19 protein-coding genes are annotated in these 25753 nt (G+C 61.3%); 17 read left to right on the top strand and 2 right to left on the bottom strand.

Annotated features, from left to right (window positions below; genetic code table 11):
• Window positions 1-16: 16 nt before the first annotated feature.
• The 9 genes from ACEN83_RS05090 to ACEN83_RS05050 all read left to right on the top strand — a co-directional run bounded on the left by ACEN83_RS05090 (window position 17) and on the right by ACEN83_RS05050 (window position 9796).
• Window positions 17-1504 carry a gamma-aminobutyraldehyde dehydrogenase gene (locus tag ACEN83_RS05090; protein WP_495579675.1) on the top strand — a complete coding sequence of 496 codons (1488 nt, stop codon included), beginning with the start codon at window positions 17-19 and terminating at the stop codon, window positions 1502-1504.
• Window positions 1505-1614: 110 nt separating this feature from the next.
• Window positions 1615-2766, top strand: a complete 1152-nt coding sequence (ydcS, locus tag ACEN83_RS05085; protein WP_116581966.1) for a putative ABC transporter substrate-binding protein YdcS — start codon at window positions 1615-1617, stop codon at window positions 2764-2766.
• Between the two features lie 174 nt (window positions 2767-2940).
• Window positions 2941-3978 carry an ABC transporter ATP-binding protein gene (locus tag ACEN83_RS05080; RefSeq protein WP_218485964.1) on the top strand — a complete coding sequence of 346 codons (1038 nt, stop codon included), beginning with the start codon at window positions 2941-2943 and terminating at the stop codon, window positions 3976-3978.
• Window position 3979: 1 nt separating this feature from the next.
• Entirely contained in the window at window positions 3980-4927 is a 948-nt protein-coding gene (locus ACEN83_RS05075) for an ABC transporter permease (protein WP_007975063.1), read from the top strand.
• Window positions 4917-5726, top strand: a complete 810-nt coding sequence (locus ACEN83_RS05070) for an ABC transporter permease (RefSeq protein WP_102699051.1) — start codon at window positions 4917-4919, stop codon at window positions 5724-5726. Before ACEN83_RS05075 ends, ACEN83_RS05070 begins: the two co-directional genes overlap by 11 nt.
• A 151-nt stretch (window positions 5727-5877) precedes the next feature.
• Entirely contained in the window at window positions 5878-7302 is a 1425-nt protein-coding gene (locus ACEN83_RS05065) for a gamma-aminobutyraldehyde dehydrogenase (RefSeq protein WP_495579674.1), read from the top strand.
• Window positions 7303-7531: 229 nt separating this feature from the next.
• Complete coding sequence (locus ACEN83_RS05060) at window positions 7532-9016, top strand: APC family permease (protein ID WP_116581964.1); 1485 nt, start codon at window positions 7532-7534, stop codon at window positions 9014-9016.
• A 263-nt stretch (window positions 9017-9279) separates the two neighbouring features.
• Complete coding sequence (locus tag ACEN83_RS05055) at window positions 9280-9528, top strand: CopG family ribbon-helix-helix protein (RefSeq protein WP_218501196.1); 249 nt, start codon at window positions 9280-9282, stop codon at window positions 9526-9528.
• Window positions 9506-9796, top strand: coding sequence for a type II toxin-antitoxin system RelE/ParE family toxin (locus tag ACEN83_RS05050; RefSeq protein ID WP_493726911.1), 291 nt, complete (start codon window positions 9506-9508; stop codon window positions 9794-9796). The genes ACEN83_RS05055 and ACEN83_RS05050 overlap by 23 nt, the downstream gene beginning before the upstream one ends.
• Window positions 9797-9833: 37 nt before the next feature.
• Here the strand turns inward: ACEN83_RS05050 and ACEN83_RS05045 are convergent, their stop codons facing one another.
• On the bottom strand, window positions 9834-10019 hold the full coding sequence (locus ACEN83_RS05045; RefSeq protein WP_007975077.1) for a hypothetical protein: 186 nt from the start codon (window positions 10017-10019) through the stop codon (window positions 9834-9836).
• Between the two features lie 419 nt (window positions 10020-10438).
• Here ACEN83_RS05045 and ACEN83_RS05040 point away from each other — a divergent pair, with 419 nt between their 5' ends.
• The 7 genes from ACEN83_RS05040 (at window position 10439) to aauR (ending at window position 19087) form a co-directional block, all read left to right on the top strand.
• Window positions 10439-12067 carry a glucan biosynthesis protein D gene (locus ACEN83_RS05040; protein ID WP_495579673.1) on the top strand — a complete coding sequence of 543 codons (1629 nt, stop codon included), beginning with the start codon at window positions 10439-10441 and terminating at the stop codon, window positions 12065-12067.
• A 352-nt stretch (window positions 12068-12419) separates the two neighbouring features.
• Complete coding sequence (locus ACEN83_RS05035; RefSeq protein WP_495579672.1) at window positions 12420-13334, top strand: glutamate/aspartate ABC transporter substrate-binding protein; 915 nt, start codon at window positions 12420-12422, stop codon at window positions 13332-13334.
• A 193-nt stretch (window positions 13335-13527) separates the two neighbouring features.
• Window positions 13528-14274 carry an amino acid ABC transporter permease gene (locus ACEN83_RS05030; protein ID WP_007975080.1) on the top strand — a complete coding sequence of 249 codons (747 nt, stop codon included), beginning with the start codon at window positions 13528-13530 and terminating at the stop codon, window positions 14272-14274.
• Window positions 14274-14945, top strand: coding sequence for an amino acid ABC transporter permease (locus tag ACEN83_RS05025; RefSeq protein ID WP_218485989.1), 672 nt, complete (start codon window positions 14274-14276; stop codon window positions 14943-14945). Before ACEN83_RS05030 ends, ACEN83_RS05025 begins: the two co-directional genes overlap by 1 nt.
• A complete protein-coding gene (locus ACEN83_RS05020; protein WP_007975082.1) occupies window positions 14942-15676 on the top strand; it encodes an amino acid ABC transporter ATP-binding protein in 735 nt (244 codons plus the stop codon). The genes ACEN83_RS05025 and ACEN83_RS05020 overlap by 4 nt, the downstream gene beginning before the upstream one ends.
• A gap of 172 nt (window positions 15677-15848) precedes the next feature.
• Window positions 15849-17762, top strand: coding sequence for a two-component sensor histidine kinase AauS (gene aauS / locus ACEN83_RS05015; RefSeq protein ID WP_495579671.1), 1914 nt, complete (start codon window positions 15849-15851; stop codon window positions 17760-17762).
• Window positions 17759-19087 (top strand): two-component response regulator AauR, encoded by a 1329-nt coding sequence (aauR, locus tag ACEN83_RS05010; protein ID WP_218476404.1) that lies wholly within the window; start codon window positions 17759-17761, stop codon window positions 19085-19087. Before aauS ends, aauR begins: the two co-directional genes overlap by 4 nt.
• Before the next feature lie 110 nt (window positions 19088-19197).
• On the opposite strand, the gene ACEN83_RS05005 is transcribed toward aauR, so the two are convergent.
• Window positions 19198-20232 (bottom strand): alpha/beta fold hydrolase, encoded by a 1035-nt coding sequence (locus tag ACEN83_RS05005; RefSeq protein WP_495579670.1) that lies wholly within the window; start codon window positions 20230-20232, stop codon window positions 19198-19200.
• A gap of 218 nt (window positions 20233-20450) precedes the next feature.
• Here ACEN83_RS05005 and ACEN83_RS05000 point away from each other — a divergent pair, with 218 nt between their 5' ends.
• Window positions 20451-25682, top strand: coding sequence for a dermonecrotic toxin domain-containing protein (locus ACEN83_RS05000; RefSeq protein WP_495579669.1), 5232 nt, complete (start codon window positions 20451-20453; stop codon window positions 25680-25682).
• Window positions 25683-25753 lie beyond the last annotated feature (71 nt).

The raw sequence follows: 25753 nt of genomic DNA, 5'->3' as shown, positions 1-25753 counted from the left end.
AACCACTGGGAACACCATGGCCACACAAGAAAAGAGAACCCGAAAAATGGCCGGCGCGCAGACCCCGTTGTTCACCGCATTGTTGATCGATGGTGAATTAGTCGCCGGTCAAGGCTGTGTCGAGCCGATTCTCAACCCGGCCACTGGCGAAATCATCACGCAAATCGCCGAAGCCAGCACCGAGCAAGTCGAAGCCGCGATCCTCGCCGCCCACCGCGCCTTTGCCGGCTGGTCACGGACCACGCCACAGCAACGTTCGAACCTGTTGCTGGACATCGCCAACGCCATCGAAAAAAACGCCGACCTGCTGGCCCGCCTCGAATCCATGAACTGTGGCAAGCCGCTGCACCTGGCTCGTCAGGATGACCTGAGTGCCACGGTCGACGTGTTCCGCTTCTTCGCCGGCGCCGTGCGCTGCCAGACCGGCCAGCTCAGCGGCGAATACCTGCCGGGCTACACCAGCATGGTGCGCCGCGATCCTATCGGGGTGGTGGCATCGATTGCGCCGTGGAACTACCCGATCATGATGGCCGCGTGGAAAATCGCCCCGGCCCTCGCCGCCGGCAACACCCTGGTGTTCAAGCCGTCGGAACATACGCCGTTGTCGATCCTGGCCCTGGCACCCGCGCTGGCCGAGATCCTGCCACGGGGTGTGATCAACATCGTTTGCGGGGGTGGCGAAGGCGTCGGCAGCCACCTGGTGAGCCACCCTAAAGTGCGCATGGTGTCGCTGACCGGCGATATCGTCACCGGGCAGAAAATCCTCCAGGCCGCCTCGAAAACCCTCAAGCGTACCCACCTCGAACTCGGCGGCAAGGCTCCGGTGATCGTCTGCAACGATGCCGACATTCAGGCCGTGGTCGAAGGTGTGCGCACTTATGGCTACTACAACGCCGGCCAGGACTGCACCGCCGCTTGCCGCATTTATGCCCAGGCCGGGATTCACGACCGTCTGGTGGCCGAGCTCGGCGCGGCCGTCAGCAGCCTGCGCTTCGCCGGAAAACGCGACGCCGACAACGAAATCGGCCCACTGATCAGCACCCGCCAGCGCGACCGCGTGGCCAGCTTTGTCGAACGCGCCCTCGGTCAGCCACACATCGAGCGGGTGACCGGTGCGGCAGTGCATTCCGGCGCCGGCTTCTATTACCAGCCGACCCTGTTGGCCGGCTGCAAGCAAAGCGATGAGATCGTCCAGCGCGAAGTGTTCGGACCGGTGGTCACCGTGACCCGTTTCGATGAACTGGAACAAGCGGTGGACTGGGCCAACGATTCGGAATACGGCCTGGCGTCGTCGGTCTGGACCCAGAACCTCGACAAGGCCATGCAGGTCGCGGCGCGCCTGCAGTACGGCTGCACCTGGATCAACAGCCATTTCATGCTGGTCAGCGAAATGCCCCATGGCGGCCTGAAGCGTTCGGGCTACGGCAAGGACCTGTCCAGCGATTCGCTTCAGGACTACAGCGTGGTGCGGCACATCATGGCACGGCATGGACAGGAGCTTTAAGCGGCAAGCTACAAGCTACAAGCCAAAGCAGATCGCTGTTCCTTGCAGCTTGAAGCTTGCCGCTTGCAGCTACTCTTAACAAAAACCTAAAAGACAAAGAGGTGTGTCCCATGTTCGTGCACAAGACCGCACTGCTCAGTGCAATCACCACCGCGCTGCTGGCCAGTGCCAGCCTCCAGGCCGCCGAGCCGCTCAAAGCTGTCGGGGCGGGCGAGGGCCAACTGGATATTGTGGCCTGGCCTGGCTACATCGAACGTGGCGAGAGCGACAAGGCCTACGACTGGGTGACCGGTTTCGAGAAGGAAACCGGCTGCAAGGTCAACGTCAAGACCGCGGCCACTTCCGATGAAATGGTCAGCCTGATGGCCAAGGGTGGTTACGATCTGGTGACGGCGTCGGGCGACGCCTCGCTGCGCCTGATCGTCGGCAAGCGTGTGCAGCCGATCAACACCGCGTTGATCCCGAACTGGAAAAACCTCGACCCGCGCCTCAAGGATGCACCCTGGTACGTGGTCAACAAGCAGACTTACGGCACCCCGTATCAGTGGGGCCCGAACGTGCTGATGTACAACACCAACGTGTTCAAGACCGCGCCGACCACCTGGGGCGTGCTGTTCAATGCCGAAAACCTGCCGGACGGCAAGCCGAACAAGGGTCGCGTGCAAGCCTATGACGGCCCGATCTACATCGCCGACGCGGCGCTGTACCTCAAGACCGCCAAACCGGAGCTGGGCATCCAGAGCCCGTACGAACTGACCGAAGCCCAGTACAAGGCCGTGCTCGACCTGCTGCGCGCCCAGCAGCCGTTGATCCACCGCTACTGGCACGACACCACCGTGCAAATGAGTGACTTCAAGAACGAAGGCGTGGTCGCCTCCGGCGCGTGGCCGTATCAGGTCAACGGCCTGATGAACGAGAAACAGCCAATCGCCTCGACCATCCCGAAAGAAGGCGCCACCGGTTGGGCCGACACCACCATGATGCACACCGAGGCCAAGCACCCGAACTGCGCCTACAAGTGGATGGACTGGTCGCTGCAACCGAAAGTCCAGGGCGACGTAGCGGCGTGGTTCGGCTCGCTGCCAGCGGTCCCTGCGGCGTGCAAGGAGAGCGAACTGCTCGGCGCCGAAGGCTGCAAGACCAACGGTTTCGACCAGTTCGACAAGATCGCCTTCTGGAAAACCCCGCAGGCTGAAGGCGGCAAGTTCGTGCCGTACAGCCGCTGGACCCAGGACTACATCGCGATCATGGGCGGCCGTTAAGCCCTCTTCTCAAGATCAAAAGATCGCAGCCTGCGGCAGCTCCTACAGCGACCGCAGGCGCCGAAGATCCGAAGCCTTCTGCAAATCCTGTAGGAGCTGCCGAAGGCTGCGATCTTTTCGATGCCACAACTGATTCAAATTTTTAGAAAACGCGCCTTTTTGGAGCACCGCACCATGACGCTTGCAGTCCAGTTCACCAACGTTTCCCGTCAATTCGGCGAAGTGAAAGCCGTAGACCGGGTTTCCATCGATATCCAGGACGGCGAGTTCTTCTCCATGCTGGGGCCTTCCGGCTCGGGCAAGACCACCTGTTTGCGCCTGATTGCCGGTTTTGAACAACCGAGCGCAGGCTCCATCCGTATTCATGGCGAAGAGGCCGCCGGCCTGCCGCCGTACCAGCGTGACGTGAACACCGTGTTCCAGGATTACGCGCTGTTCCCGCACATGAACGTTCGCGACAACGTCGCCTACGGTTTGAAAGTCAAAGGCGTGGGCAAGGCCGAACGCCTGAAGCGCGCCGAAGAAGCGCTCGATATGGTGGCCCTCGGCGGCTACGGCGATCGCAAGCCGGTGCAGCTCTCCGGCGGTCAGCGCCAGCGTGTGGCCCTGGCCCGCGCCCTGGTCAACCGTCCTCGCGTACTCCTGCTCGACGAGCCACTCGGTGCACTCGACCTGAAACTGCGCGAGCAAATGCAGAGCGAGCTGAAAAAACTGCAGCGCCAGCTCGGCATCACCTTCATCTTCGTCACCCACGACCAGACCGAAGCACTGTCGATGTCCGACCGCGTGGCGGTATTCAACAAGGGCCGCATCGAACAAGTCGATAGCCCGCGCAACCTGTACATGAAACCGGCGACTACCTTCGTCGCCGAATTCGTCGGCACCTCCAACGTGATCCGCGGTGATCTGGCGAAGCAAATCAGTGGCAATCCGCAGCCGTTCTCGATTCGCCCGGAACACGTGCGTTTCGCCGAAGGCCCGCTGGCCAGCCACGAAATCGAAGTCACCGGCTTGCTCCACGACATCCAGTACCAGGGCAGCGCCACCCGCTATGAACTGAAACTGGAAAACGGCCAGACCTTGAACATCAGTAAGGCCAACAACCAGTGGCTGGACACCAGTGCGCAACACCAGACCGGTCAGCGCATCAGCGCACGTTGGGCACGCGAAGCCATGATCCCGTTGCACGACACCGTTGCAGGCGGGGTGTGAGATGAACACCGTAGCTATCCCTCAATCTCCGGCCAGCGGCTCGCTGCTGCGCAGGTTTTCCAACCTGCTGTATCGCCGGCCGAATTTTTACCTGTCGCTATTGCTGGTACCGCCGCTGCTGTGGTTCGGCGCGATCTACCTGGGCTCATTGCTGGTGCTGCTGTGGCAAGGTTTCTACACCTTCGATGACTTCACCATGGCGGTCACCCCCGACCTGACCCTGGCGAACTTCACCGCGCTGTTCCAGCCGTCGAACTTCGACATCATCCTGCGCACCCTGGGCATGGCGATTGTCGTGTCGATTGCCAGCGCCATCGTCGCATTCCCGATTGCCTACTACATGGCGCGCTACACCACGGGCAAGACCAAGGCGTTTTTCTACATCGCGGTGATGATGCCGATGTGGGCCAGTTACATCGTCAAGGCATACGCCTGGACCTTGCTGCTGGCCAAGGGTGGCGTGGCGCAGTGGTTCGTGCAGCACCTGGGGCTGGAACCGGTCCTGCAATTCGTACTGGGCATTCCGGGCGTTGGCGGCAGCACCTTGTCGACCTCGCACCTGGGACGCTTCATGGTGTTCGTCTACATCTGGCTGCCGTTCATGATCCTGCCGATCCAGGCTTCGCTGGAACGCCTGCCGCCCTCGCTGCTGCAAGCCTCCGCCGACCTCGGGGCCAAGCCGCGCCAGACCTTCATGCAAGTGATTCTGCCACTGTCGATCCCGGGCATTGCCGCCGGTTCGATCTTCACCTTCTCGCTGACCCTGGGCGACTTCATCGTGCCGCAACTGGTCGGCCCGCCCGGCTACTTCGTCGGCAGCATGGTCTACGCCCAGCAAGGCGCCATCGGCAACATGCCCATGGCTGCCGCGTTCACCCTGGTGCCGATCGTGCTGATCGCCATCTACCTGTCCATCGTCAAACGTCTGGGGGCCTTCGATGCACTCTGAAAAAGCTTCCCTGGGCCTGCGCATTGCCGCCTGGGGCGGGTTGGTGTTCCTGCACTTCCCGATCCTGATCATCTTCCTGTACGCCTTCAACACCGAAGACGCGGCGTTCAGCTTTCCGCCCAAGGGCTTCACCCTGAAGTGGATCGGCGTGGCGTTCTCCCGGCCGGACGTGCTCGAAGCCATCAAGCTGTCGTTGCAGATCGCCTCGATTGCCACACTGATCGCCATGGTTCTTGGCACGCTGGCTTCAGCGGCACTGTACCGCCGGGACTTCTTCGGCAAGCAAGGCATCTCGCTGATGCTGATCCTGCCGATCGCCCTGCCGGGGATCATCACCGGGATCGCGTTGCTGGCGACCTTCAAGACACTGGGCATCGAGCCGGGGATGTTCACCATCATCGTCGGCCACGCGACCTTCTGCGTGGTGATCGTCTACAACAACGTCATCGCCCGCTTGCGCCGTACGTCCCACAGTTTGATCGAGGCCTCGATGGACCTCGGCGCCGACGGCTGGCAGACCTTCCGCTACATCATCCTGCCGAACCTCGGTTCGGCGTTGCTGGCCGGCGGCATGCTGGCGTTTGCCCTGTCGTTCGACGAAATCATCGTCACCACCTTCACCGCCGGCCATGAACGGACCCTGCCGCTGTGGCTGCTCAACCAGCTCAGCCGCCCACGGGACGTGCCGGTGACCAACGTCGTGGCGATGCTGGTGATGATCGTGACCATGCTGCCGATCCTCGGCGCCTATTACCTGACCCGTGGCGGCGAAAGCGTTGCGGGCAGTGGCGGGAAATAAATCAATAACTCGTTACCTCTGTAGGAGCTGCCGAAGGCTGCGATCTTTTGATCTTGTTTTTGAAGATAAAAATCAAAAGATCGCAGCCTGCGGCAGCTCCTACAGGGGCCGGTTTCCACAGAAAAATATTCGTCTGTAAGAGGACAAAGCCATGCAAACCAAACTCTTGATCAACGGCCAACTACTCGACGGCGAAGGCCCCGCCCAACCGGTGTTCAACCCCGCGCTGGGTCGTGTGCTGGTGGAAATCAACGAAGCCAGCGAAGCCCAGGTCGATGCCGCCGTGCGCGCCGCCGACGCCGCCTTCGACAGCTGGTCGCAGACCCCGCCGAAAGAGCGTTCGCTGCTGTTGCTCAAACTTGCCGATGCCATCGAGGCCCACGGCGAAGAGCTGGCCAAACTGGAATCGGACAACTGCGGCAAACCTTACAGCGCCGCGCTGAACGACGAGATCCCGGCGATTGCCGACGTGTTCCGCTTCTTCGCCGGCGCCAGCCGTTGCATGAGCGGTTCGGCCGGTGGCGAATACCTGCCGGGCCACACTTCGATGATCCGCCGCGACCCGGTGGGCGTGATCGCCTCCATCGCACCGTGGAACTACCCGCTGATGATGGTCGCCTGGAAAATCGCCCCGGCCCTGGCCGCCGGCAACACCGTGGTGCTCAAGCCGTCGGAACAGACCCCGCTGACCGCCCTGCGCCTGGCCGAACTGGCGGCGGACATCTTCCCGGCTGGCGTGCTCAACCTGGTGTTCGGCCGCGGTCCTAGCGTCGGCAGCCCATTGGTCACTCACCCGAAAGTGCGCATGGTGTCGCTGACCGGTTCGATCGCCACCGGTTCGAACATCATTTCCAGCACCGCCGACAGCGTCAAACGCATGCACATGGAACTGGGCGGCAAGGCCCCGGTGATCATCTTCGACGACGCCGACATCGACGCTGCCGTGGAAGGCATCCGCACCTTCGGTTTCTACAATGCCGGGCAAGACTGCACCGCCGCCTGCCGCATCTACGCCCAGGAAGGCATCTACGAGAAATTCGTCGAGAAACTCGGCGCCGCCGTCAGCAGCATCAAGTACGGCTTGCAGGACGATCCGTCGACCGAACTCGGCCCGCTGATCACCGCCCAACACCGCGACCGCGTGGCCGGTTTCGTCGAACGCGCCATCGCCCAACCGCACATTCGCCTGATCACTGGCGGTAAAGCGGTGGACGGCAATGGTTTCTTCTTCGAACCAACGGTGCTCGCCGATGCCCAGCAGGATGACGAAATCGTCCGTCGCGAAGTGTTCGGGCCGGTGGTGTCGGTGACCAGGTTCAGCGATGAAGCGCAGGTACTGGGTTGGGCCAACGATTCGGAATACGGCCTGGCCTCCTCCGTGTGGACCACCGATGTCGGCCGCGCCCATCGGATGTCGGCGCGCTTGCAGTACGGCTGCACCTGGGTGAATACGCACTTCATGCTGGTCAGCGAAATGCCCCACGGCGGGCAGAAGTTGTCCGGGTATGGCAAGGACATGTCGATGTATGGGTTGGAGGATTACACCGTCGTGCGGCATGTGATGTTCAAGCATTAACAGCGAAAAGATCGCAGGCTTCGGCAGCTCCTACAAAGAGCGCCGTACACCCTGTAGGAGCTGCCGCAGGCTGCGATCTTTTCAGCAGACACAAGGATGATGTCGGCGATTTACACCAAGGATTCACCGCAACACCAAAAAACAATAACCACCGATCCTGGCGGTGCCCTCAAGGCCCCGCCACGGTTTCGGACATCCGAAATCTGCCGATTTTCCGGAGCAATCACACATGAGTGCATCACCCGATCTCTCTGCAGTCCTTGCCGACAGCGATGCCGAGCAACTGCGCAAACTGGGTTACACCTCCAACTTCAATCGCAGCATGAGCCTGTGGGAAAACTTCGCCCTGGGCTTCACCTACCTGTCCCCGGTCGTCGGGGTTTATACCCTGTTCGGCCTGTGCCTGGCCGCGGGCGGGCCACCGATGTTCTGGGCCTACTTGCTGGTCGGTTGCGGCCAGCTGCTGGTGTGCCTGATCTTCGGCGAAGTGGTTTCGCAATTCCCGATTTCCGGCGGCGTGTACCCCTGGGCCCGCCGTCTGGTGGGCAAGCGCTGGGCGTGGATGGTCGGCTGGATCTACTCCATCGCCCTGTGCGTGACCATCGCGGCGGTAGCCGTGGGTGCCGGCCCGTACCTGGCCGCGATGATGGGTTTTGAACCGAACAACAACACCAACATTGTCATTGCCCTGGTGCTGACGCTGTTCGCCACCCTGGTCAACCTCAGCGGCACCAAAGTGCTTGCGCGCATCGCCATGTTCGGTTTCCTGTGCGAACTGGTCGGTGCAGTCATCGTGGGCGTTTACCTGCTGATCTTCGAGCGTCATCAATCGATCAGCGTGCTGTTCAACACCTTCGATATCAGCGTCGACGGCTCGTACCTGCCGGCGTTCCTTACCGCTTCGCTGGCGGGGATGTTCCTGTACTACGGTTTCGAGGCCTGCGGCGACGTGGCCGAAGAAACCCCGAACCCGAGCAAGCAGATCCCGGTGGCGATGCGCATGACCATCTACATCGGCGGCATCGCGGCGATGTTCGCCTGCCTGGCGCTGATCCTGGCCGTGCCAGACATGCAAGCGGTGATCAATGGCACCGACAAGGACCCGGTCAGCACCATCCTCAACAACGCGTTCGGGCCGGTGGGTTCGAAAGTGGTGATGGGCGTGGTGATGATTTCCTTCATCTCCTGCGTGATCAGCCTGCAAGCGGCGGCCAGTCGTCTGCTGTATTCCTACGCCCGTGACGAAATGGTCATCGGCAGCCGACTGCTGAAGAAGATTTCCCCTACGACGCAGGTTCCGGTTGCCGCGTTGTTCGTCTCCGGTGTCCTGCCGGCGCTGATCATCATCCTCGGTTTCTTCCTGCAGGATGCGGTCGCCACCATCGTCAGCTTCGCGGCCATCGGCATCTACCTGGCGTTCCAGATGATCGTGCTCGCGGCCCTGTACGCCCGCATGAAGGGCTGGAAACCGAGCGGCAAATTCACCCTCGGCGCCTGGGGCTGGGCGGTGAACATCGGCGCACTGGTCTATGGTGTCGGGGCCATTATCAACATGGCCTGGCCACGGACACCGGATGCAGCGTGGTACATCAACTACGCCATGGTACTGAGCACGGCCATCGTGATTGGCCTGGGCCTGCTCTACATGTGGATCGCCAAACCGTATGACCACGGCACCGCCCCGGCGGGCGATGCGTGGAAAGTCAGCCGGTAACGGCATTCGCCCCGGTGCCGTTGTGATGCCGGGGCGATCAAAAAAAGACCAATAAAGATTGAGCATGGATATCGCCCCGACGGGCGTTGAGTCGGTTAACCCCATCTCGTTGCGCTAGCATCTGGCAACACATCCTTCCCTCTCGTTCGTGTTCGCCGCACTAGAGTTTCATATAGCCCATGCACGCCTGCGGTTGACGAAAACCCCGGCTCGGCCTAGGGTGTTTACGTCGTTTACAGCGTATACACTTTAGGAGAGCCATCATGGCCTCACCCGTTTTGTCTTTTCGCGTCGAGGAACATTTGGCTCAGCAGCTGGATTTATTGGCTGCGGCGACCGACAGAGATCGTCAGTACCATCTCAAGCGTGCATTGGTTCGATATGTGGAAGCCGAGTCCTGGCATCTGCAAGCCATCAGTGACGGCATCGCCGATGCCGACGCAGGGAAACTCACCGATCTGGATGCCGTGAAGGCTAAGTGGGCAAAACGTGCCGAGCGTAGTACTGACTGAAAAAGCCGAAAGCGATCTCGATGCCATCCATGAGCACTACCGAAAGGTAGTTGGCGCAAAAGTCGCCTTCGAAATCATTTCCACGATTTTGCAATCCCTTGAACTATTGGAACAGTTTCCCGGCTCGGGCAGGCCTTCAGGCATGCCCGATGTCCGAGAGTTGGTACTTGGCCGTTTTCCCTTTATCGCCCCCTACCGATTTTCCCAAGGCCAGGTACAAGTTCTGCGCGTGCTGCATCAGCGATCCGAGCGCTCTCAGGATTGGTAAAAAAGGCATCCAGCCAGAACGGGATGCCCCATTTGCTTCAAAACCTCGAAACACTCCTCATCGCATCCACCAGATACCTCATCGCGATCCTGTCGCTCTCCGACAACTCCCTATACCGCTCCACCAGTTTCATTTCCTCGTTATTAAGCCGGCGCCTGCGTCGCCCGATGGCCAGGCACGGAAAGATTCCCAACATTTCGGTGATGCCTTGTACTTTCGACATGGACGATGTCCTTCTCTATACGTCAAAGAAAACTGCAAAAAACCGCATCGCCCTATCCCTTTTTCAGCAGCCGCTGGGTGCCCGCTGAACCGCACCGGTCCGAAGGGCATAAACCGGTCATGTGCACAGAATAGAAATATTCCGGGCGCTGAAAAGCGGTTTTTAGAGTAATTAGTCGAAAAAAGCAGAAATGCCCTGTAAATCAGAAACCCCTGTCGGAATTGTTTCCCGACATGTCTTGTTTCATTGCCGAACCGGCGCTGTGCCATCAATCAATTTTGCTCTGCAATCGAACGGTTTAAGCTGTCGGGCATCTGTTCTACAGTCCGTTGCGTTTGGCCGAAGGCATGTCCGAACCGTTTTTTCTGATCCAGCACGTGCCAGGAACGGCGCGGGATTGCTCACGACAGGTTGTATTTATGCACCGCAGGAACTTGCTCAAAGCCTCCATGGCCATCGCGGCCTACACCGGTTTGTCCGCCACGGGTCTGTTGGCCGCCCAAGCCTGGGCCGCCAGCGGCGACACCGCGGATGGCGAGGCCAGCGCATTCGATTTCGAGGCGCTGAAACTCCAGGCCAAACAGCTCGCCAGCAATCGCTACCAGGACACCAAGCAACAGTTGCCGCCGACCCTGGCGACCATGACGCCGCAGAACTTCAATGCGATCCGCTACGACGGCAATCATTCGTTGTGGAAAGAACTCAAGGGCCAACTGGACGTGCAGTTCTTCCACGTCGGCATGGGCTTCAAGCAGCCGGTGCGCATGTACAGCGTCGACCCGAAAACCCGGATGGCCCGCGAGGTGCATTTCCGCCCGTCGCTGTTCAACTATGAAAACACCACGGTCGACACCGCACAGCTCAAGGGCGACCTGGGTTTCTCCGGCTTCAAGTTGTTCAAGGCCCCGGAGCTGGACAAGCACGACGTCGTGTCCTTCCTTGGCGCCAGTTATTTCCGTGCGGTGGACGCCACCGGCCAGTACGGTTTGTCGGCCCGCGGCCTGGCCATCGACACCTACGCCAAGAAGCGCGAAGAATTCCCCGATTTCACCAAGTTCTGGTTCGAGACACCGGACAAGGACAGCACCCGCTTCGTGGTCTACGCCCTGCTCGACTCGCCGAGCGCCACCGGTGCCTACCGCTTCGATATCGACTGCCAGGCCGAGCGCGTGGTGATGGAGGTCGATGCCCACGTCAACGCCCGTACCGCCATCGATCAACTGGGCATCGCACCGATGACCAGCATGTTCAGCTGCGGTACTCACGAACGCCGCATGTGCGACACCATTCACCCGCAAATCCACGACTCCGACCGCCTGGCCATGTGGCGCGGCAACGGCGAGTGGATCTGCCGCCCGCTGAACAACCCTGCGACCCTGCAATTCAATGCCTTCGCCGACAAGGACCCGAAAGGTTTCGGCCTGGTGCAGACCGACCACGAGTTCGCCAGCTATCAGGACACCGTCGACTGGTACAGCCGCCGCCCGAGCCTGTGGGTCGAACCGACCACCGCATGGGGCGAAGGCTCGGTCGATCTGCTGGAAATCCCTACCACCGGCGAGACCATGGACAACATCGTCGCCTTCTGGACTCCGAAGAAACCGGTGGCTGCCGGCGATTCGCTGAACTACGGCTACAAGCTCTACTGGAGCGCGTTGCCACCGGTCGGCACGCCGCTGGCGCGGGTCAATGCCACCCGTTCCGGGATGGGTGGTTTCACCGAAGGCTGGGCGCCGGGCGAGCATTACCCGCCCGTCTGGGCCCGTCGTTTTGCCGTGGACTTCACCGGCGGCGGCCTGGACCGCCTGCCCGAGGGCGCGGGCATCGAGCCGGTGGTCACTTGCTCGAACGGCGAGGTCAAGGATTTCAGCGTGCTCAAGCTCGATGACATCAAGGGTTACCGTGTCCTGTTTGACTGGTACCCGACCAATGACAGCGTGGAGCCCGTCGAGCTGCGCCTGTTCATCCGCACCAACGACCGCACGCTGAGTGAAACCTGGTTGTACCAGTACTTCCCGCCAGCCGCGGACAAGCGCAAATATCCCTGACTGTCTGCCCGTAGGAGCCGGCTTGCCGGCGATGGCGCCCTTGAGAGCGCTATCGCCGGCAAGCCGGCTCCTACAAAAAGCGATGCAGGCAATCCGCCATTCGGTTTTCCGAACGCGACCTGTTGGTCGGTTCGGTTAACCGGATCATTTCACTGATACTTCAACGCAATAAAAACTTAATTTCCTTATAAATCAATACTTTGCCTAATAGCGGCTGGTCTGGCACGAGTCATGCTCTACACTTCTTCGACGAATGTCCTTTGCGCCCACTCATCGTAGCGCTCAGGTGTTTTGCAGCACAAAAGGGCCGATGAACTGGCTCCATAAAAAAAACAAAGTCGAGGAAAATTTGATGCGCATCGTTCCCCATATCCTGGGCGCAGCCATTGCTGCCGCTCTGATCAGCACTCCGGTTTTCGCCGCCGAACTCACCGGCACCCTGAAGAAGATCAAAGAGTCCGGCACCATCACCCTGGGCCATCGCGACGCTTCCATTCCGTTTTCCTATATTGCGGATGCTTCCGGCAAACCGGTCGGCTACTCCCACGACATCCAGCTGAAAGTCGTCGAAGCCCTGAAAAAAGACCTCGACATGCCGAACCTCCAGGTCAAATACAACCTGGTGACTTCGCAAACCCGTATCCCGCTGGTGCAGAACGGCACCGTGGACCTCGAGTGCGGTTCCACCACCAACAACGTCGAGCGTCAGCAGCAAGTCGACTTCTCCGTCGGCATCTTCGAAATCGGTACTCGCCTGCTGTCCAAGGCAGACTCCAAGTACAAGGATTTCCCTGATCTGGCCGGCAAGAACGTCGTGACCACCGCCGGCACCACGTCCGAGCGCATCCTCAAGGCGATGAACGCCGACAAGCAGATGGGCATGAACGTCATCTCCGCCAAAGACCACGGCGAATCCTTCCAGATGCTGGAAACCGGCCGTGCCGTTGCGTTCATGATGGACGACGCCCTGCTGGCCGGTGAAGCGGCCAAGGCCAAGAATGCAAAAGACTGGGCCGTGACCGGCACTCCACAGTCCTACGAAATCTACGGCTGCATGGTGCGCAAAGGCGACGAGCCGTTCAAAAAGGCTGTAGATGACGCCATCAAGGCCACCTACGCATCGGGCGAAATCAACAAGATCTACGATAAATGGTTCATGCAGCCAATCCCGCCAAAAGGCCTGAACCTGAACTTCCCGATGAGCGACGAGCTCAAGGCCCTGATCGCCAATCCGACCGATAAAGCGGCTGACGACAAGAAGTCCTGATTTCTGACTAACCTTATCCCCTGAAAGGGCCGTAGCCCTTTCAGGGGAATGCACTCCCTGCTGGCATTTCTGGAAACACTCGAACCGGTGGCTGTCGAGCCGAGCGCGTGTGCCTGTCCCCCAAGGACAGGCGGGAACGGAGCTTCCCCCAAGCGGGCATTTGTACATCGATCGAATCCGAGGGGAGACCCTAATGAATTACAACTGGGACTGGGGCGTGTTCTTCAAGTCCACCGGCGTGGGCAGCGAGACCTATTTCGACTGGTACGTGTCCGGTCTGGGCTGGACCATCGGCATCGCCATCGCGGCCTGGATCATCGCCCTGACACTGGGCTCGATCCTGGGCGTCATGCGTACCGTGCCGAACCGCATCGTATCGGGCATCGCCACCTGCTACGTCGAACTCTTCCGTAACGTGCCGCTGCTGGTTCAGCTGTTCATCTGGTACTTCCTGGTACCCGACCTGCTGCCGGCCGACCTGCAAGAGTGGTACAAGCAGGACCTGAACCCGACCACCTCGGCCTTCCTCAGCGTCGTCGTGTGCCTGGGCCTGTTCACCACCGCCCGGGTGTGCGAACAGGTGCGCACCGGTATCCAGGCGCTGCCAAAAGGCCAGGAATCCGCGGCCCGCGCCATGGGTTTCAAGCTGCCGCAGATCTACTGGAACGTGCTGCTGCCCCAGGCTTACCGGATCATCATTCCGCCGCTTACCTCGGAGTTCCTGAACGTCTTCAAGAACACCTCCGTGGCCTCGCTGATCGGCTTGATGGAGTTGCTTGCGCAGACCAAACAGACCGCCGAGTTCTCCGCCAACCTGTTTGAAGCCTTTACCCTGGCCACGCTGATCTACTTCACCTTGAACATGAGCCTGATGTTGCTGATGCGCCTGGTCGAGAAGAAAGTCGCCGTACCGGGCCTGATCTCCGTAGGGGGTAAATGATGGAATTCGATTTTTCGGGCATCATCCCGTCCCTGCCGGGCCTGTGGAACGGCATGGTGATGACCCTCAAGCTGATGGCCATGGGCGTGGTCGGCGGGATCATCCTCGGCACCATCCTGGCGTTGTGCCGCCTGTCCCACAGCAAACTGCTGTCGAACCTGGCCGGCGCCTACGTCAACTACTTCCGCTCGATCCCGTTGCTGCTGGTGATCACCTGGTTCTACCTGGCGGTGCCGTTCGTGTTGCGCTGGATCACCGGCGAAGACACCCCGATCGGCGCGTTCGCCTCGTGCATCGTGGCGTTCATGATGTTCGAAGCGGCGTACTTCTGCGAAATCGTCCGAGCCGGCGTGCAGTCGATTCCCAAGGGCCAGATGGGCGCAGCCCAAGCCCTGGGCATGTCCTACGGCCAGATGATGCGCCTGATCATCCTGCCGCAGGCGTTCCGCAAGATGACGCCGCTGTTGCTGCAACAGAGCATCATCCTGTTTCAGGACACCTCGCTGGTCTACGCCGTCGGCCTGGTGGACTTCCTCAATGCTTCACGCGCCAGTGGCGACATCATTGGCCGCTCCAATGAGTTCCTGATTTTCGCGGGTCTCGTGTACTTCATCATCAGCTTTGCCGCCTCGCAGCTGGTCAAGCGTCTGCAAAAAAGGTTCGCCGTATGATCTCTATCAAAAGCATCAACAAGTGGTATGGGGACTTCCAGGTTCTGACTGATTGCAGCACCGAGGTCAAAAAAGGCGAAGTGATCGTGGTGTGCGGGCCATCCGGTTCCGGCAAGTCGACCCTGATCAAGTGCGTCAACGCCCTGGAACCCTTCCAGAAGGGCGACATCGTGGTCGACGGCACCTCCATTGCCGACCCGAAGACCAACCTGCCGAAACTGCGTTCGCGCGTGGGCATGGTGTTCCAGCACTTCGAGCTGTTCCCGCACCTGACCATCACCGAGAACCTGACCATCGCGCAGATCAAGGTATTGGGCCGCAGCAAGGAAGAAGCCACCAAGAAAGGCCTGCAACTGCTCGAGCGCGTCGGCCTCTCGGCTCACGCCCACAAGCACCCGGGCCAATTGTCCGGTGGTCAGCAGCAGCGCGTGGCGATTGCCCGTGCGCTGGCGATGGACCCGATCGTCATGCTGTTCGACGAACCGACCTCGGCGCTGGACCCGGAAATGGTCAACGAAGTGCTCGACGTGATGGTGCAACTGGCCCACGAAGGCATGACCATGATGTGCGTGACCCACGAAATGGGCTTCGCCCGTAAAGTGGCCGACCGGGTGATCTTCATGGACGCCGGCAAGATCATCGAAGACTGCAAGAAAGAAGAGTTCTTCGGCGACATCAGCCACCGTGCCGAGCGTACGCAGCACTTCCTCAACAAGATTCTGCAGCACTAAAGCCACACCGCCGCCCCTGTAGGAGCTGCCGCAGGCTGCGATCTTTTGATCTTGCTTTTGATTCTGGCGATCGTCCGGTCACAAAAGATCAAGATCAAAAAGATCGCAGCCTGCGGCAGCTCCTACAAGGACGCGTCAAGGCGGTAGTGGTGGTTGACCCAAGGCATCTGTGATGAAATGCGACCCTAATATTTATCGCGCAGCGTCGCCATCACTCGCCGTGAAACCCCGCCTGGTTCGTCATTTGTTCCTGCCGCCACTGATCATCGCCATGATGATCGGCCTGGGCTACATCGGCTTCTGGATCAGTGAGCACTATGGCATTCGCAACCTCAGCGAAAACGGCCAGCGTCAGCTGGAACTGCACGCCCGCGCCGTCGAAAGCGAAATCAGCAAATACACTTACCTGCCCAGCCTGCTTGAGCTCGAAACCAGTGTTTCGCAGTTGCTGGCCGACCCGACCCCGGAACACCGGCAAACGGTCAACGATTACCTCGAAGGCCTGAACCGGCGCAGCCGCAGTCGGGCCATCTACGTGATGGACACCACCGGCCGCGTCATGGCCACCAGCAACTGGCGCGATGTCGACAGTTACCTGGGTGAAGACCTGTCCTTTCGCGCCTATTTCCAGAACGCCGTGCGCGGTCAGCCGGGGCGTTTCTACGGCATCGGCAGTACCAACGGCGAACCCGGTTACTACCTGGCCCATGGCCTGGAAGAACACGGCAAGATCATCGGCGTCGCGGTGGTCAAGGTGCGCCTCGAAGCCATGGAAGAGCGCTGGCAGCGCGCGCGCCTGGAAGCCTTCGTCAGCGACGAGAACGGCATCATCATTCTCTCCAGCGATCCGGCCCGACGCTTGAAATCGGTGGTGCCACTGAGCGAAGACACCAAGGAAAAACTCGCCCGCAGCCTGCAGTACTACTGGTTCCCGCTCAACGAACTGCAGCCGCTGGCCCGGGAAACCCTGTCCGAAGGCGTGGAGAAACTCACGTTCCCGGCCAACAGTGAACTGCTGCTCCAACAAGATCGCGACGATGAAAACATCAGCTACCTGTCGCAAACCCGGCCCTTGAGCGATACGCCGTGGAATTTCACCCTGCTCACGCCGCTCCAGGACTTGCGCCGCGAAGCGATCAACCAGGGGATTCTGGTGGCCGTGGCGTTTGCCCTCTGCGCCTTCCTGTTGATCGCCTGGAACGAGCGGCGCAAGGTGATCGCCACCCGCCTCGCGGCCCGGGAAGCCTTGCAGGAAGCCAACAACCAGCTGGAACGTCGGATTACCGAACGCACCACCGACCTGCGCGCCAGCAACGAACGGCTCAAGGGGCAAATCCGCGAACGCCGGCACGCCGAAGAGACCTTGCGCCGCGCCCAGGACGAACTGGTACAGGCCGGAAAACTCGCGGCCATCGGCCAGATGTCCACCAGCATCGCCCACGAACTGAACCAGCCGCTGGCGGCGCTGCGCACCTTGTCCGGCAATACCGTGCGCTTCCTCGAACGCGGCCAGCTCGACGTCGCCAGCACCAACCTCAAGACCATCAATGAACTGATCGACCGCATGGGCCGCATCACCGCCAGCCTGCGCTCGTTCGCCCGCCGCGGTGACGACAAGGGGCAGGCCTGCCTTGGCAAAGCGGTGGACGCGGCCCTGCAATTGCACGGCGCGCGGGTGGAAAACACGCCTTTGCAATTGCACCGCCATTTTGACGCTGTGCAGGTGCAAATCGACCAGACCCGCCTGGAGCAGATTCTGGTCAACCTCATCGGCAACGCCCTGGATGCGATGCAAGCGCAGCCTAAACCCGAGCTATGGCTCGAAGGCGAAACCTTCGATGGCAAATACCGGCTGCGCGTGCGTGACAATGGCCACGGCATCGACGCCGAAGCGCGCAAGCACCTGTTCGAACCCTTCTTCACCACCAAACCTGGCGAACAGGGCCTGGGCCTTGGCCTGACCCTTTCCGCCAGCCTGGCCGCCGCCACCGGCGGTCACCTGGGTGTCGAGCACCCGGCCAGCGGTGGTACCGCATTCGTCCTCAGTTTACCGTTGGTAAGCCCCACTTCCGCCGAGCCAATATGAACAACGACCTTAGTGTATTGATCGTCGAAGACGACCCCCATGTGCTGCTCGGCTGCCAGCAGGCGCTGACCCTGGAAGACATTCCCTGCATCGGGGTGGGCAGCGCCGAAGAAGCCCTGGAACGGGTCGGCGACAACTTCGCCGGCATCGTCGTCAGCGACATTCGCCTGCCGGGCATCGATGGCCTGGAGTTGCTGACCCGGCTCAAGGAGCGCGACCGCAGCCTGCCGGTGGTGCTGATCACCGGCCACGGCGACATCTCCATGGCCGTCGGGGCGATGCAAAAAGGCGCCTACGACTTCATGGAAAAGCCGTTCTCCCCGGAGCGCCTGGTGGACGTGGCTCGCCGCGCCCTCGAGCAACGCAGCCTGGCGCGGGAAGTGTCGTCGCTGCGCCGGCAACTGGCCGAGCGCGACTCCCTCGAAGGGCGGATCATCGGGCGCTCGCCGGCCATGCAGAACCTGCGGGAACTGATCGCCAACGTCGCCGATACGTCGGCCAACGTGCTGATCGAAGGCGAGACCGGCACCGGCAAGGAACTGGTTGCGCGCTGCCTGCATGATTTCAGTCGACGGCACACCAAGCAGTTCGTTGCCTTGAACTGCGGCGGCCTGCCGGAGAACCTCTTCGAAAGCGAAATCTTCGGCCATGAAGCCAACGCCTTTACCGGTGCGGGCAAACGACGGATCGGCAAGATCGAACACGCCGACGGCGGCACGCTGTTCCTCGACGAAGTGGAAAGCATGCCCCTGCCCCTGCAGATCAAATTGCTGCGGGTGTTGCAGGAGCGCACCCTCGAACGCCTCGGTTCGAACCAGAGCGTGGCGGTGGATTGCCGCGTTATCGCAGCGACCAAATCCGACCTCGTCGAGTCGAGCAAGGCCGGCGAATTCCGCAGCGACCTGTACTACCGCCTCAACGTGGTGACCCTGGAACTGCCGCCGCTGCGCGAGCGCCGCGAAGACATACTGCAACTGTTCGAACACTTTCTGCAGCAGTCTTCCCTGCGCTTCGACCGCGCGGTGCCGGAGCTGGACAACCAGACCGTTTCCAACCTGATGAGCCACGACTGGCCGGGCAACGTGCGAGAGCTGCGCAACGTGGCCGAGCGCTTTGCCCTGGGCCTGCCGGCGTTCAAGAAAACCGGTGCCGGCGGCAGCAATCAAGGCCTGGCGTTTGCCGAAGCGGTGGAAGCCTTCGAGCGCAACCTGCTCAGCGATGCCTTGCAACGCAGCGGCGGCAACCTGACCCAGGCCAGCCAGGAACTGGGCATGGCCAAGACCACGCTGTTCGACAAAGTGAAAAAGTACGGCCTGAGCCATTGAGCCAAACCTGATCGCCCCCCCCCCTGTAGGAGCTGCCGAAGGCTGCGATCTTTTGATCTTGAAAATCAAAAGATCGCAGCCTTCGGCAGCTCCTACAGGGGGGGCGAGGGTTAGAGGAGATTGTGATCGGCCACAGGCTCGATCTGCGCCCAGTGCGAAGTGTCTTCACGGTGCTCGCGCAAGTACGGCAACACCGCCGCCAGCAACGGCGCCTTGAACGCCTCCTGGAAACGATGGGCCAGGCCCGGAATCAAGACCAACTGACTGCCCCGCAGATGCGCCGCCAGGTGCACCCCGTGCATCACCGGCAGCAAGGGGTCGGCCGTGCCATGCACCACCAGCGCCGGCACCCGCAACCGGTTGAGCAGCGCGACCCGGCTCGGCTCGGCCAGAATGGCCATGATCTGGCGTTTTACCCCCTCGGGATTGAACGCCCGGTCATAGGACTGCGCCGCCTGATGCAGCAGCACCTGACGATCATCGGTGACCATCGGGCTGCCCAGCGCCGCCAGCAAGTCGGCCTGTTGCTCCAGGGCCACCTCGCGGTTCGGTGCGCCACGTCGCGCCAGCAATTGCACCAGCGCCGCACTCGGCGCCGGCAAGCCTTCGGCCCCGGAGCTGGTCATGATCAGGGTCAGGCTCTCGACCCGCTGCGGGGCCATGGCCGCCATGTGCTGGGCGATCATCCCGCCCATGCTCGCGCCCAACACGTGGAACTGATCAATGTGCAAGGCATCCATCAAGCCCAAGCCATCGTCGGCCATGTCGGTCAGTGAGTACGGCGACGACACCGGCAATCCGAGCTTGTAGCGCAGCACTTCGAACGTCAGGTTGGCTTCGGATGGGGCTTGCCGCCAGGTCGACAGACCGACATCGCGATTGTCATAGCGGATCACCCGGAACCCCTGCTGACACAGGGCGACCACCACCTCGTCCGGCCAGTGGATCAACTGCCCGCCCAGGCCCATCACCAGCAGCAAGGCCGGATCCGACGCACGACCGATGCTCTGGTACGCCAGGCTTACCTGGGCCAGATCCACCCGCTCGGTCGGAACATTGACGTCACAACGCGAGGCCGCCAGGGACGGCAGGCCGAACAACAATGCGGCCAGAAACATGATTCGTGAAAAAAATGCAGCACCCATGGAAAAACACCAAAACGCAGAACCCCAGTAGAGCGCGAGTCTGATGAAGTTTGTTCAAGCGCGCTGCCACAGTTCCATGACAGTTTGATGAAGAGCGCCGGGCGGTCATCCGGCGTCACACCCGGTTTGGCGATAACTATGTACCGCCCCTCCTCCTGTCGACTGCCGCCTAATGCCCGCACCGCCGGCACGGCCCGGCCTTCTGGAGACTCATCGTCATGGTTGACGAAACCACCCCCCTTACGGCCGATTTCGGCCTCATCTACCCATTGCCCGCCAACCCGGACCAGGGCCTGAGCCTGAGCGCCTCGGCACGCTGGGAAGAATGCTGCGAGCAGTGGCTCAGCCTCATGGCGCAAAGCTCGCAAACCCGGCTCGACACCGCCTGGTGGAGCGCCCGTGCGCTCGGCACCGATCGCTCGCGTCGGGAACAAGCCATCCGCTTGTATCGCCAGCATTTCGAGGTGTCGAGCCAATGGGCGTTTGCCCAAGGCATCCTCGATGCCGGGCAGATCAAAACCTTACTGGCGCTCATCGACCCGCCAGCGCAAACACCAATGCCTGACCAGCACCCCGTGTACGTCGAACAGCTGAATCTCAACGATGACAACGGTCTGTCTGCCCCACTGTCGGGCGCGCTGGTCATCACCCGGGATACCGATCAACCGGTCGCTCAGCTGTTGTACCTGCCTTCGCACTCATCCGTCTGGATGACCTTTCAAAGCCGGATTGAACTGGAGCGCTGGTTGACCGAGCATCAACCACAGCGGTTCGACCAGCCCCGACTGTCGATGGACAAGGGGAGCGTCGGTTACACCGTCCTCGACAAGGCTGTGCTGCACACTGGCGCCGAAGCCCTGTTGTCCAGCTTGTCCATCGCCCCCGCGGACCGGCCCGGCAATGCTGCCGTGCTGGCCGCGCCACCCGATCTGCCACGGGTGGAGACAGACGACAACGCGTCCCTGTTCGGCCAGCTCAGTCCCGATATTCCCTTGGGTGTGCGGCACCGCGCGCTGGCACAACAACGCACAGCCCTGGAGCGTCTGCTCGGCGATGACTTTGCGGGTGATGCCAAGGATCCACGCCTGCAACGCCTGCACCAGCAACTCGAGAGCCTCAACGCTGCCGAGCAGGCCAGCAACGCCGCCGCGACGGCGCTGCTGGACAGCGCCGAAGGCCTCAAATGGCTGGAACTGCGCCACCAACCGGGGACGCATTATGCCGACCTGCTCCAGGCACGCCAGGACGGTTTGCGCGCCGAAGCCGAACTGCAATTGAGCCTGAATCAGATCGACAGTGAAGAGCATCAATGGCTCACCAGTGTGCTGGATGCCCCCGACCAGCCCCGCGCGGCCGACCTGGTGGTCGCGCGGCTGGAACTGTCGGCAACCGACACCGAAGGCGACACCCGCCGCACGCAAACCGAGGAACTGGACGGCGTTCTGCTGTTTGCCAAACCCTCGGCGCTGCTGGACCATTCGAGCGACAGCCTGTTGCTCTACTGGCCCGGACGCTTCGGTGGACTGCAACGGTTTGCCTCTCGACAGCTACTGGAACAATCGCTGTTCAAACGCCCGGTCAACGACCCTGCCCTGGCACTGCACATTTTGCCGCTGAGCGGCTCGCCGTTTAAATACGCCTTGCAAATCCAGCTCCACAGCTGTGAACAACAAGCGGCCCGGATCATCGCAGCCAATCCAGTTCCGCTTCGTACCAGCCAGCGTGCGGCCGAACTGGAAAAACTGCGCGAGCAGACCCTCGCCTGCCTGACCGTCCCCCCATCCGCCGCCCGGGACTGGGTGTACGCACGCATCGCCGAGCAAAACCAGAGCAGTGCGCTGGCCGCTCAATTGCCGTCGTGGCATCGCGAACTGCCCGCCGTGCAGCGTGACCGGCTCAAGACGCTGTTCAAATCCTGGATCGCCGCGATGCAGCGCTCCCACGCGTGGCTCGAACGTGAACTGCCGCCCCGGGAAGCCTTAGCTATCAAGGCTGTCGACGCCCGCCTGCGCGAGGAATTCGACCTCACTCAAAAGCTGGAGGTGCGGCTCGACGTTCCCGATTCCACGTTGTGGCAGAAAGTGGTGACTGAAGGCGCCGCTCCGGGTACCCCTCAGCAAAATGTGCTGGTCGCCAGCGAGCAGCGCAGCAAGCTGTCCCTGGGTGAGCTGGCGCTGGGCAACATAGATCAGGAAATGTGGTGGCGACTGTCATTCATGCAGGTCGAGGTCAGCGGTGCCGACGCCGCACAACAGCAGAAGCTGAACAGCGCCATCACGACGTCCTGGCTGCGCAAGCTGGTCACCGAGCTGGATCTGGCCGGGCAATATGAAAGGCTGATCCGCGAGACGTTCCTCGGCACCTCGACGGCATCGACGTTCGCTAATGAATATCGGCGCGAATGCCTGAGTGAGCCGTGGCGCCTGATGCTTCGCCTGCAAGGCGAATTCGCCGAGCTGGCAAAGGACATCGATGCCAACGGCCGGCAAGTGCTGGAAATCGCCATCGACGCCAACAGCCGTGAAGCCTTTGCCAGCGACGGCAAGCGCATCGAGTTGCTGCCCGCGCACCTGACCGTGGGCGGCAAGGACACCCACGCCGAGGGACCGAGCACCTTGTCCGGCGTCACCTTTATCGTGGAGCACGTCAGCGGCCTGACCCTGCTGTATCTGCCCGACAGCCCCGACGGCGTTTATCTGCGCCAATTCGGCAGCCTTGAACAGGCACGCATGCGCCTGTTCAACGATTGCCTGCGCAGCCCGATGGTCAACTACCTGGCCGGCCGGGCCTTGACGGGTGATGTCGCCCACCACGTCAGCCGGATCAACCAGGCACGCTTGAAAAACTTCGACGGGCTGATCGGCGTCGGTACGCCCTGGCCAGCCAGCACTTCCCTGGCAGCGCATCTGCTGAATGTGCACATGGGCCGTTTGCTGGAAGCCCATCGGGCGACGTCGCGCTCCAATGATGCGTTGTACCTGGAGCAGGTCGCCTTGGAGTCCGGCGCAATGTTCAACTACCTGAAAATGGCCGTGGGCATGCTGCCCTTCGTCGGTACGAGCATCGCCCTGTACGACGCCTGGAGCAGCGCCAACCTGGCGGTGGCGGCCTTCCTGCGCGGCGATGTCGGCCATGGCCTGGCCGAGGTGGAGGCGGTGCTGTTGTCACTGATCGACGCGGCCATGGACATTCTCCCCGGCACCACTGCCACCCCTGCTACTGCCCGCGTCGCCACGCGCAGTCGTCAGTGGCGGGCGCTGGGCAAAAGTCCGCGGGCCCTGCAAGTATCGACACAACGCCAGGCACGGCGGTCGCTGGAGCGTTTCAAGGGTTATGAATATGAAAAACCGATTTCCCTCGCGGGCCTGCAACCGGGCAGCGAAGGCATTTTTCGCAACGTGTATCGCCACGCCGACGGCGACTTCATGCTCAGCCAGGGACGAATCTATCGCATCGAGCTGGAAGGCGAACCACCCCGCTGGCGTTTGAGCGGCACCAGCAGCCGGACCTACAAACAGCCAGTCGCCCTCGATGAGTCAGGCCACTGGAACACCCACTACGCGGTGTACGGCACCGCGATCGAAGGCGGCGTGGGCGGTGGCGCGGTGCTCGGGCACATGGCCGACGGGCTTGACCCACTCTGGCCGGCCGCCATTCGCCGCTGGCTGCCGCGCTGGTGGACGGACCGCGCCTTGCGCCGGCAATTGACCCTGACCCATACCGCCGACGCCTACTCGCTACGGCTCGATACCCAGACCCGCAGCAGCAACACGCTGCTTGAGCACTACTTCGGCCTCGAACTCCAGCAGCGCCCGGCCCTTCGCCCCCGTGTCGATGTCGCCTGCGCGAACGATATCGACCTTGCCCAGGCCCAATACCTGAACCTCGATGAGCTGATGCTGTATAGCCATGGCCGCAAACGCGTGCAGATCGAAGACATCCAAAGCCGCTGCGCCTGGATCATCGTCAACCGTTCGGTGCGGCGGATCGGCCTGGCCAAGGAACGGCTAGTGGAACATCTGAACCGTATCGATCAGTTGATCGCCCGGTCAGATGCCACAGCGATCACCGATACCGCCGCGCACTTGCAGCTCATGGCGCAACGCAAGGAGATCCGCAAAGACTTTCTCAAAGACTTCGATCAGCTCCATACGACGGTCGAGGAAGCCAATCGCTGGAACCGCCGTATCACTAACCGGGCGCAAAAATCGAAGATGACGCAGGAAATGGCGACCGTGAATGAGAAATTCAGCGACGCCAATCACTACTACCTGAAAACGGCGCACACCCTGGAAATCGTCACCCGTTATGACGCGGTGACCGACCTGTCCTGGACGTACTTCCAAATGCAGTTGAAAGCGGCCCGCAACAAGGTCGGCCGCGCGCTGCTGACGCAACATCAGCTACCCCAGGTGAGCGCCAGCGTCCCTCAGCGCAGCAAAGTCCTCAAAGACTGCCTGGCCACCTATACCGAGTTCCGGCGTCAGCTGGGCGCCTGGACCCTCGGCTATCCGCAGCATCTGGACCTGGAACAGGTCACCGCGTTTCTGGACAACCTGGACAAGGTTGAAGACTTTGCACGCCAAGCCAGCAAGACGCGACCTTCGGTGGTGCCCAAAGAAGGCCGGCCCGGACAGCAACTGTTCGAGACCGAGGACAACCAATTGCTGATCGGTATCGCCAGCACCGACGCCGTCACCCGACAAAAGCGCATCACCATCGAAGGGGTCGATGGCCATACGGAAACCTGGCTGCCGCGCTCAAGCGGCAAATATCGCCTCAACGAGCCAACGGCTTCCGTACAGCCGGAACTGTCGACCGATATAGGGCCGCTACTGGCAGAAGCGAGGAACAGGCTGGAGGCGGCAAATGCCTACACCCGCAAAGTCGAAGGCTATGCACGGCAAGACACTCTACCGGTCGACCTTGAGCACATGATGGGCAGCGAGGCCACAGAGTTGACCATGCGTGCCCGGGCGATCGAACGCTTGTCCCCCACCGATGCCGTAGCGCTGCAACTGCGCAATCGGGCGGATGAGATGTTGCGCACGGGGCGCACCCTGCGCATCAATCAAAGCATGAGCAGCAAAACCCCGACCGAAGGCTATCTGGACTATTTGGTTGAACAACAGAGGGTGGATATCCGCAAGGAAGGTGGCTTGCGCGACCTGGGCAAACGCGCCGACGGACGACGGGATTTCCTGCAGGAGTACGAGGTACGCGACCTGCGCAGCGAACCGGCGCAAACCCTGTGGTACGCCCACTTCCACTACACCTCGGCCCAGCCGGCATTCGGTGACTTCGTCAAAGGCCATCTGAAACTGCCGGAACAACGCAACCTCGGCCTGAAATGGCAGCAGGCAGTGGCCGCCAGTGGCGGTACGGTCGACGCGATCTGGCGCGGCGACATCGGCAAGCCGCTGGGCAACAAACACTTTTCCACGCTGTAAAACGACAACGACGGGGCACGCAATGTGCCCCGTCGTGGACAGCGACATCAACATGAGACAAACTCAACCTT

This window comes from Pseudomonas sp. Pseusp49 (assembly GCF_059491875.1).
The sequence above is the reverse complement of the archived record's forward strand: the minus strand, read 5'-3'. Positions and strand labels throughout refer to the sequence as shown.

Excerpts from the sequence above, each read along its gene's own strand:
- ACEN83_RS05090 (WP_495579675.1), top strand. The coding sequence starts at position 17 with ATGGCCACACAAGAAAAGAGAACCCGAAAAATGGCCGGCGCGCAGACC.
- ydcS (WP_116581966.1), top strand. The coding sequence starts at position 1,615 with ATGTTCGTGCACAAGACCGCACTGCTCAGTGCAATCACCACCGCGCTG.
- ACEN83_RS05080 (WP_218485964.1), top strand. The coding sequence starts at position 2,941 with ATGACGCTTGCAGTCCAGTTCACCAACGTTTCCCGTCAATTCGGCGAA.
- ACEN83_RS05075 (WP_007975063.1), top strand. The coding sequence starts at position 3,980 with ATGAACACCGTAGCTATCCCTCAATCTCCGGCCAGCGGCTCGCTGCTG.
- ACEN83_RS05070 (WP_102699051.1), top strand. The coding sequence starts at position 4,917 with ATGCACTCTGAAAAAGCTTCCCTGGGCCTGCGCATTGCCGCCTGGGGC.
- ACEN83_RS05065 (WP_495579674.1), top strand. The coding sequence starts at position 5,878 with ATGCAAACCAAACTCTTGATCAACGGCCAACTACTCGACGGCGAAGGC.
- ACEN83_RS05060 (WP_116581964.1), top strand. The coding sequence starts at position 7,532 with ATGAGTGCATCACCCGATCTCTCTGCAGTCCTTGCCGACAGCGATGCC.
- ACEN83_RS05055 (WP_218501196.1), top strand. The coding sequence starts at position 9,280 with ATGGCCTCACCCGTTTTGTCTTTTCGCGTCGAGGAACATTTGGCTCAG.
- ACEN83_RS05045 (WP_007975077.1), bottom strand. The coding sequence starts at position 10,019 with ATGTCGAAAGTACAAGGCATCACCGAAATGTTGGGAATCTTTCCGTGC.
- ACEN83_RS05040 (WP_495579673.1), top strand. The coding sequence starts at position 10,439 with ATGCACCGCAGGAACTTGCTCAAAGCCTCCATGGCCATCGCGGCCTAC.
- ACEN83_RS05035 (WP_495579672.1), top strand. The coding sequence starts at position 12,420 with ATGCGCATCGTTCCCCATATCCTGGGCGCAGCCATTGCTGCCGCTCTG.
- ACEN83_RS05030 (WP_007975080.1), top strand. The coding sequence starts at position 13,528 with ATGAATTACAACTGGGACTGGGGCGTGTTCTTCAAGTCCACCGGCGTG.
- ACEN83_RS05025 (WP_218485989.1), top strand. The coding sequence starts at position 14,274 with ATGGAATTCGATTTTTCGGGCATCATCCCGTCCCTGCCGGGCCTGTGG.
- ACEN83_RS05020 (WP_007975082.1), top strand. The coding sequence starts at position 14,942 with ATGATCTCTATCAAAAGCATCAACAAGTGGTATGGGGACTTCCAGGTT.
- aauS (WP_495579671.1), top strand. The coding sequence starts at position 15,849 with ATGAAATGCGACCCTAATATTTATCGCGCAGCGTCGCCATCACTCGCC.
- aauR (WP_218476404.1), top strand. The coding sequence starts at position 17,759 with ATGAACAACGACCTTAGTGTATTGATCGTCGAAGACGACCCCCATGTG.
- ACEN83_RS05005 (WP_495579670.1), bottom strand. The coding sequence starts at position 20,232 with ATGGGTGCTGCATTTTTTTCACGAATCATGTTTCTGGCCGCATTGTTG.
- ACEN83_RS05000 (WP_495579669.1), top strand. The coding sequence starts at position 20,451 with ATGGTTGACGAAACCACCCCCCTTACGGCCGATTTCGGCCTCATCTAC.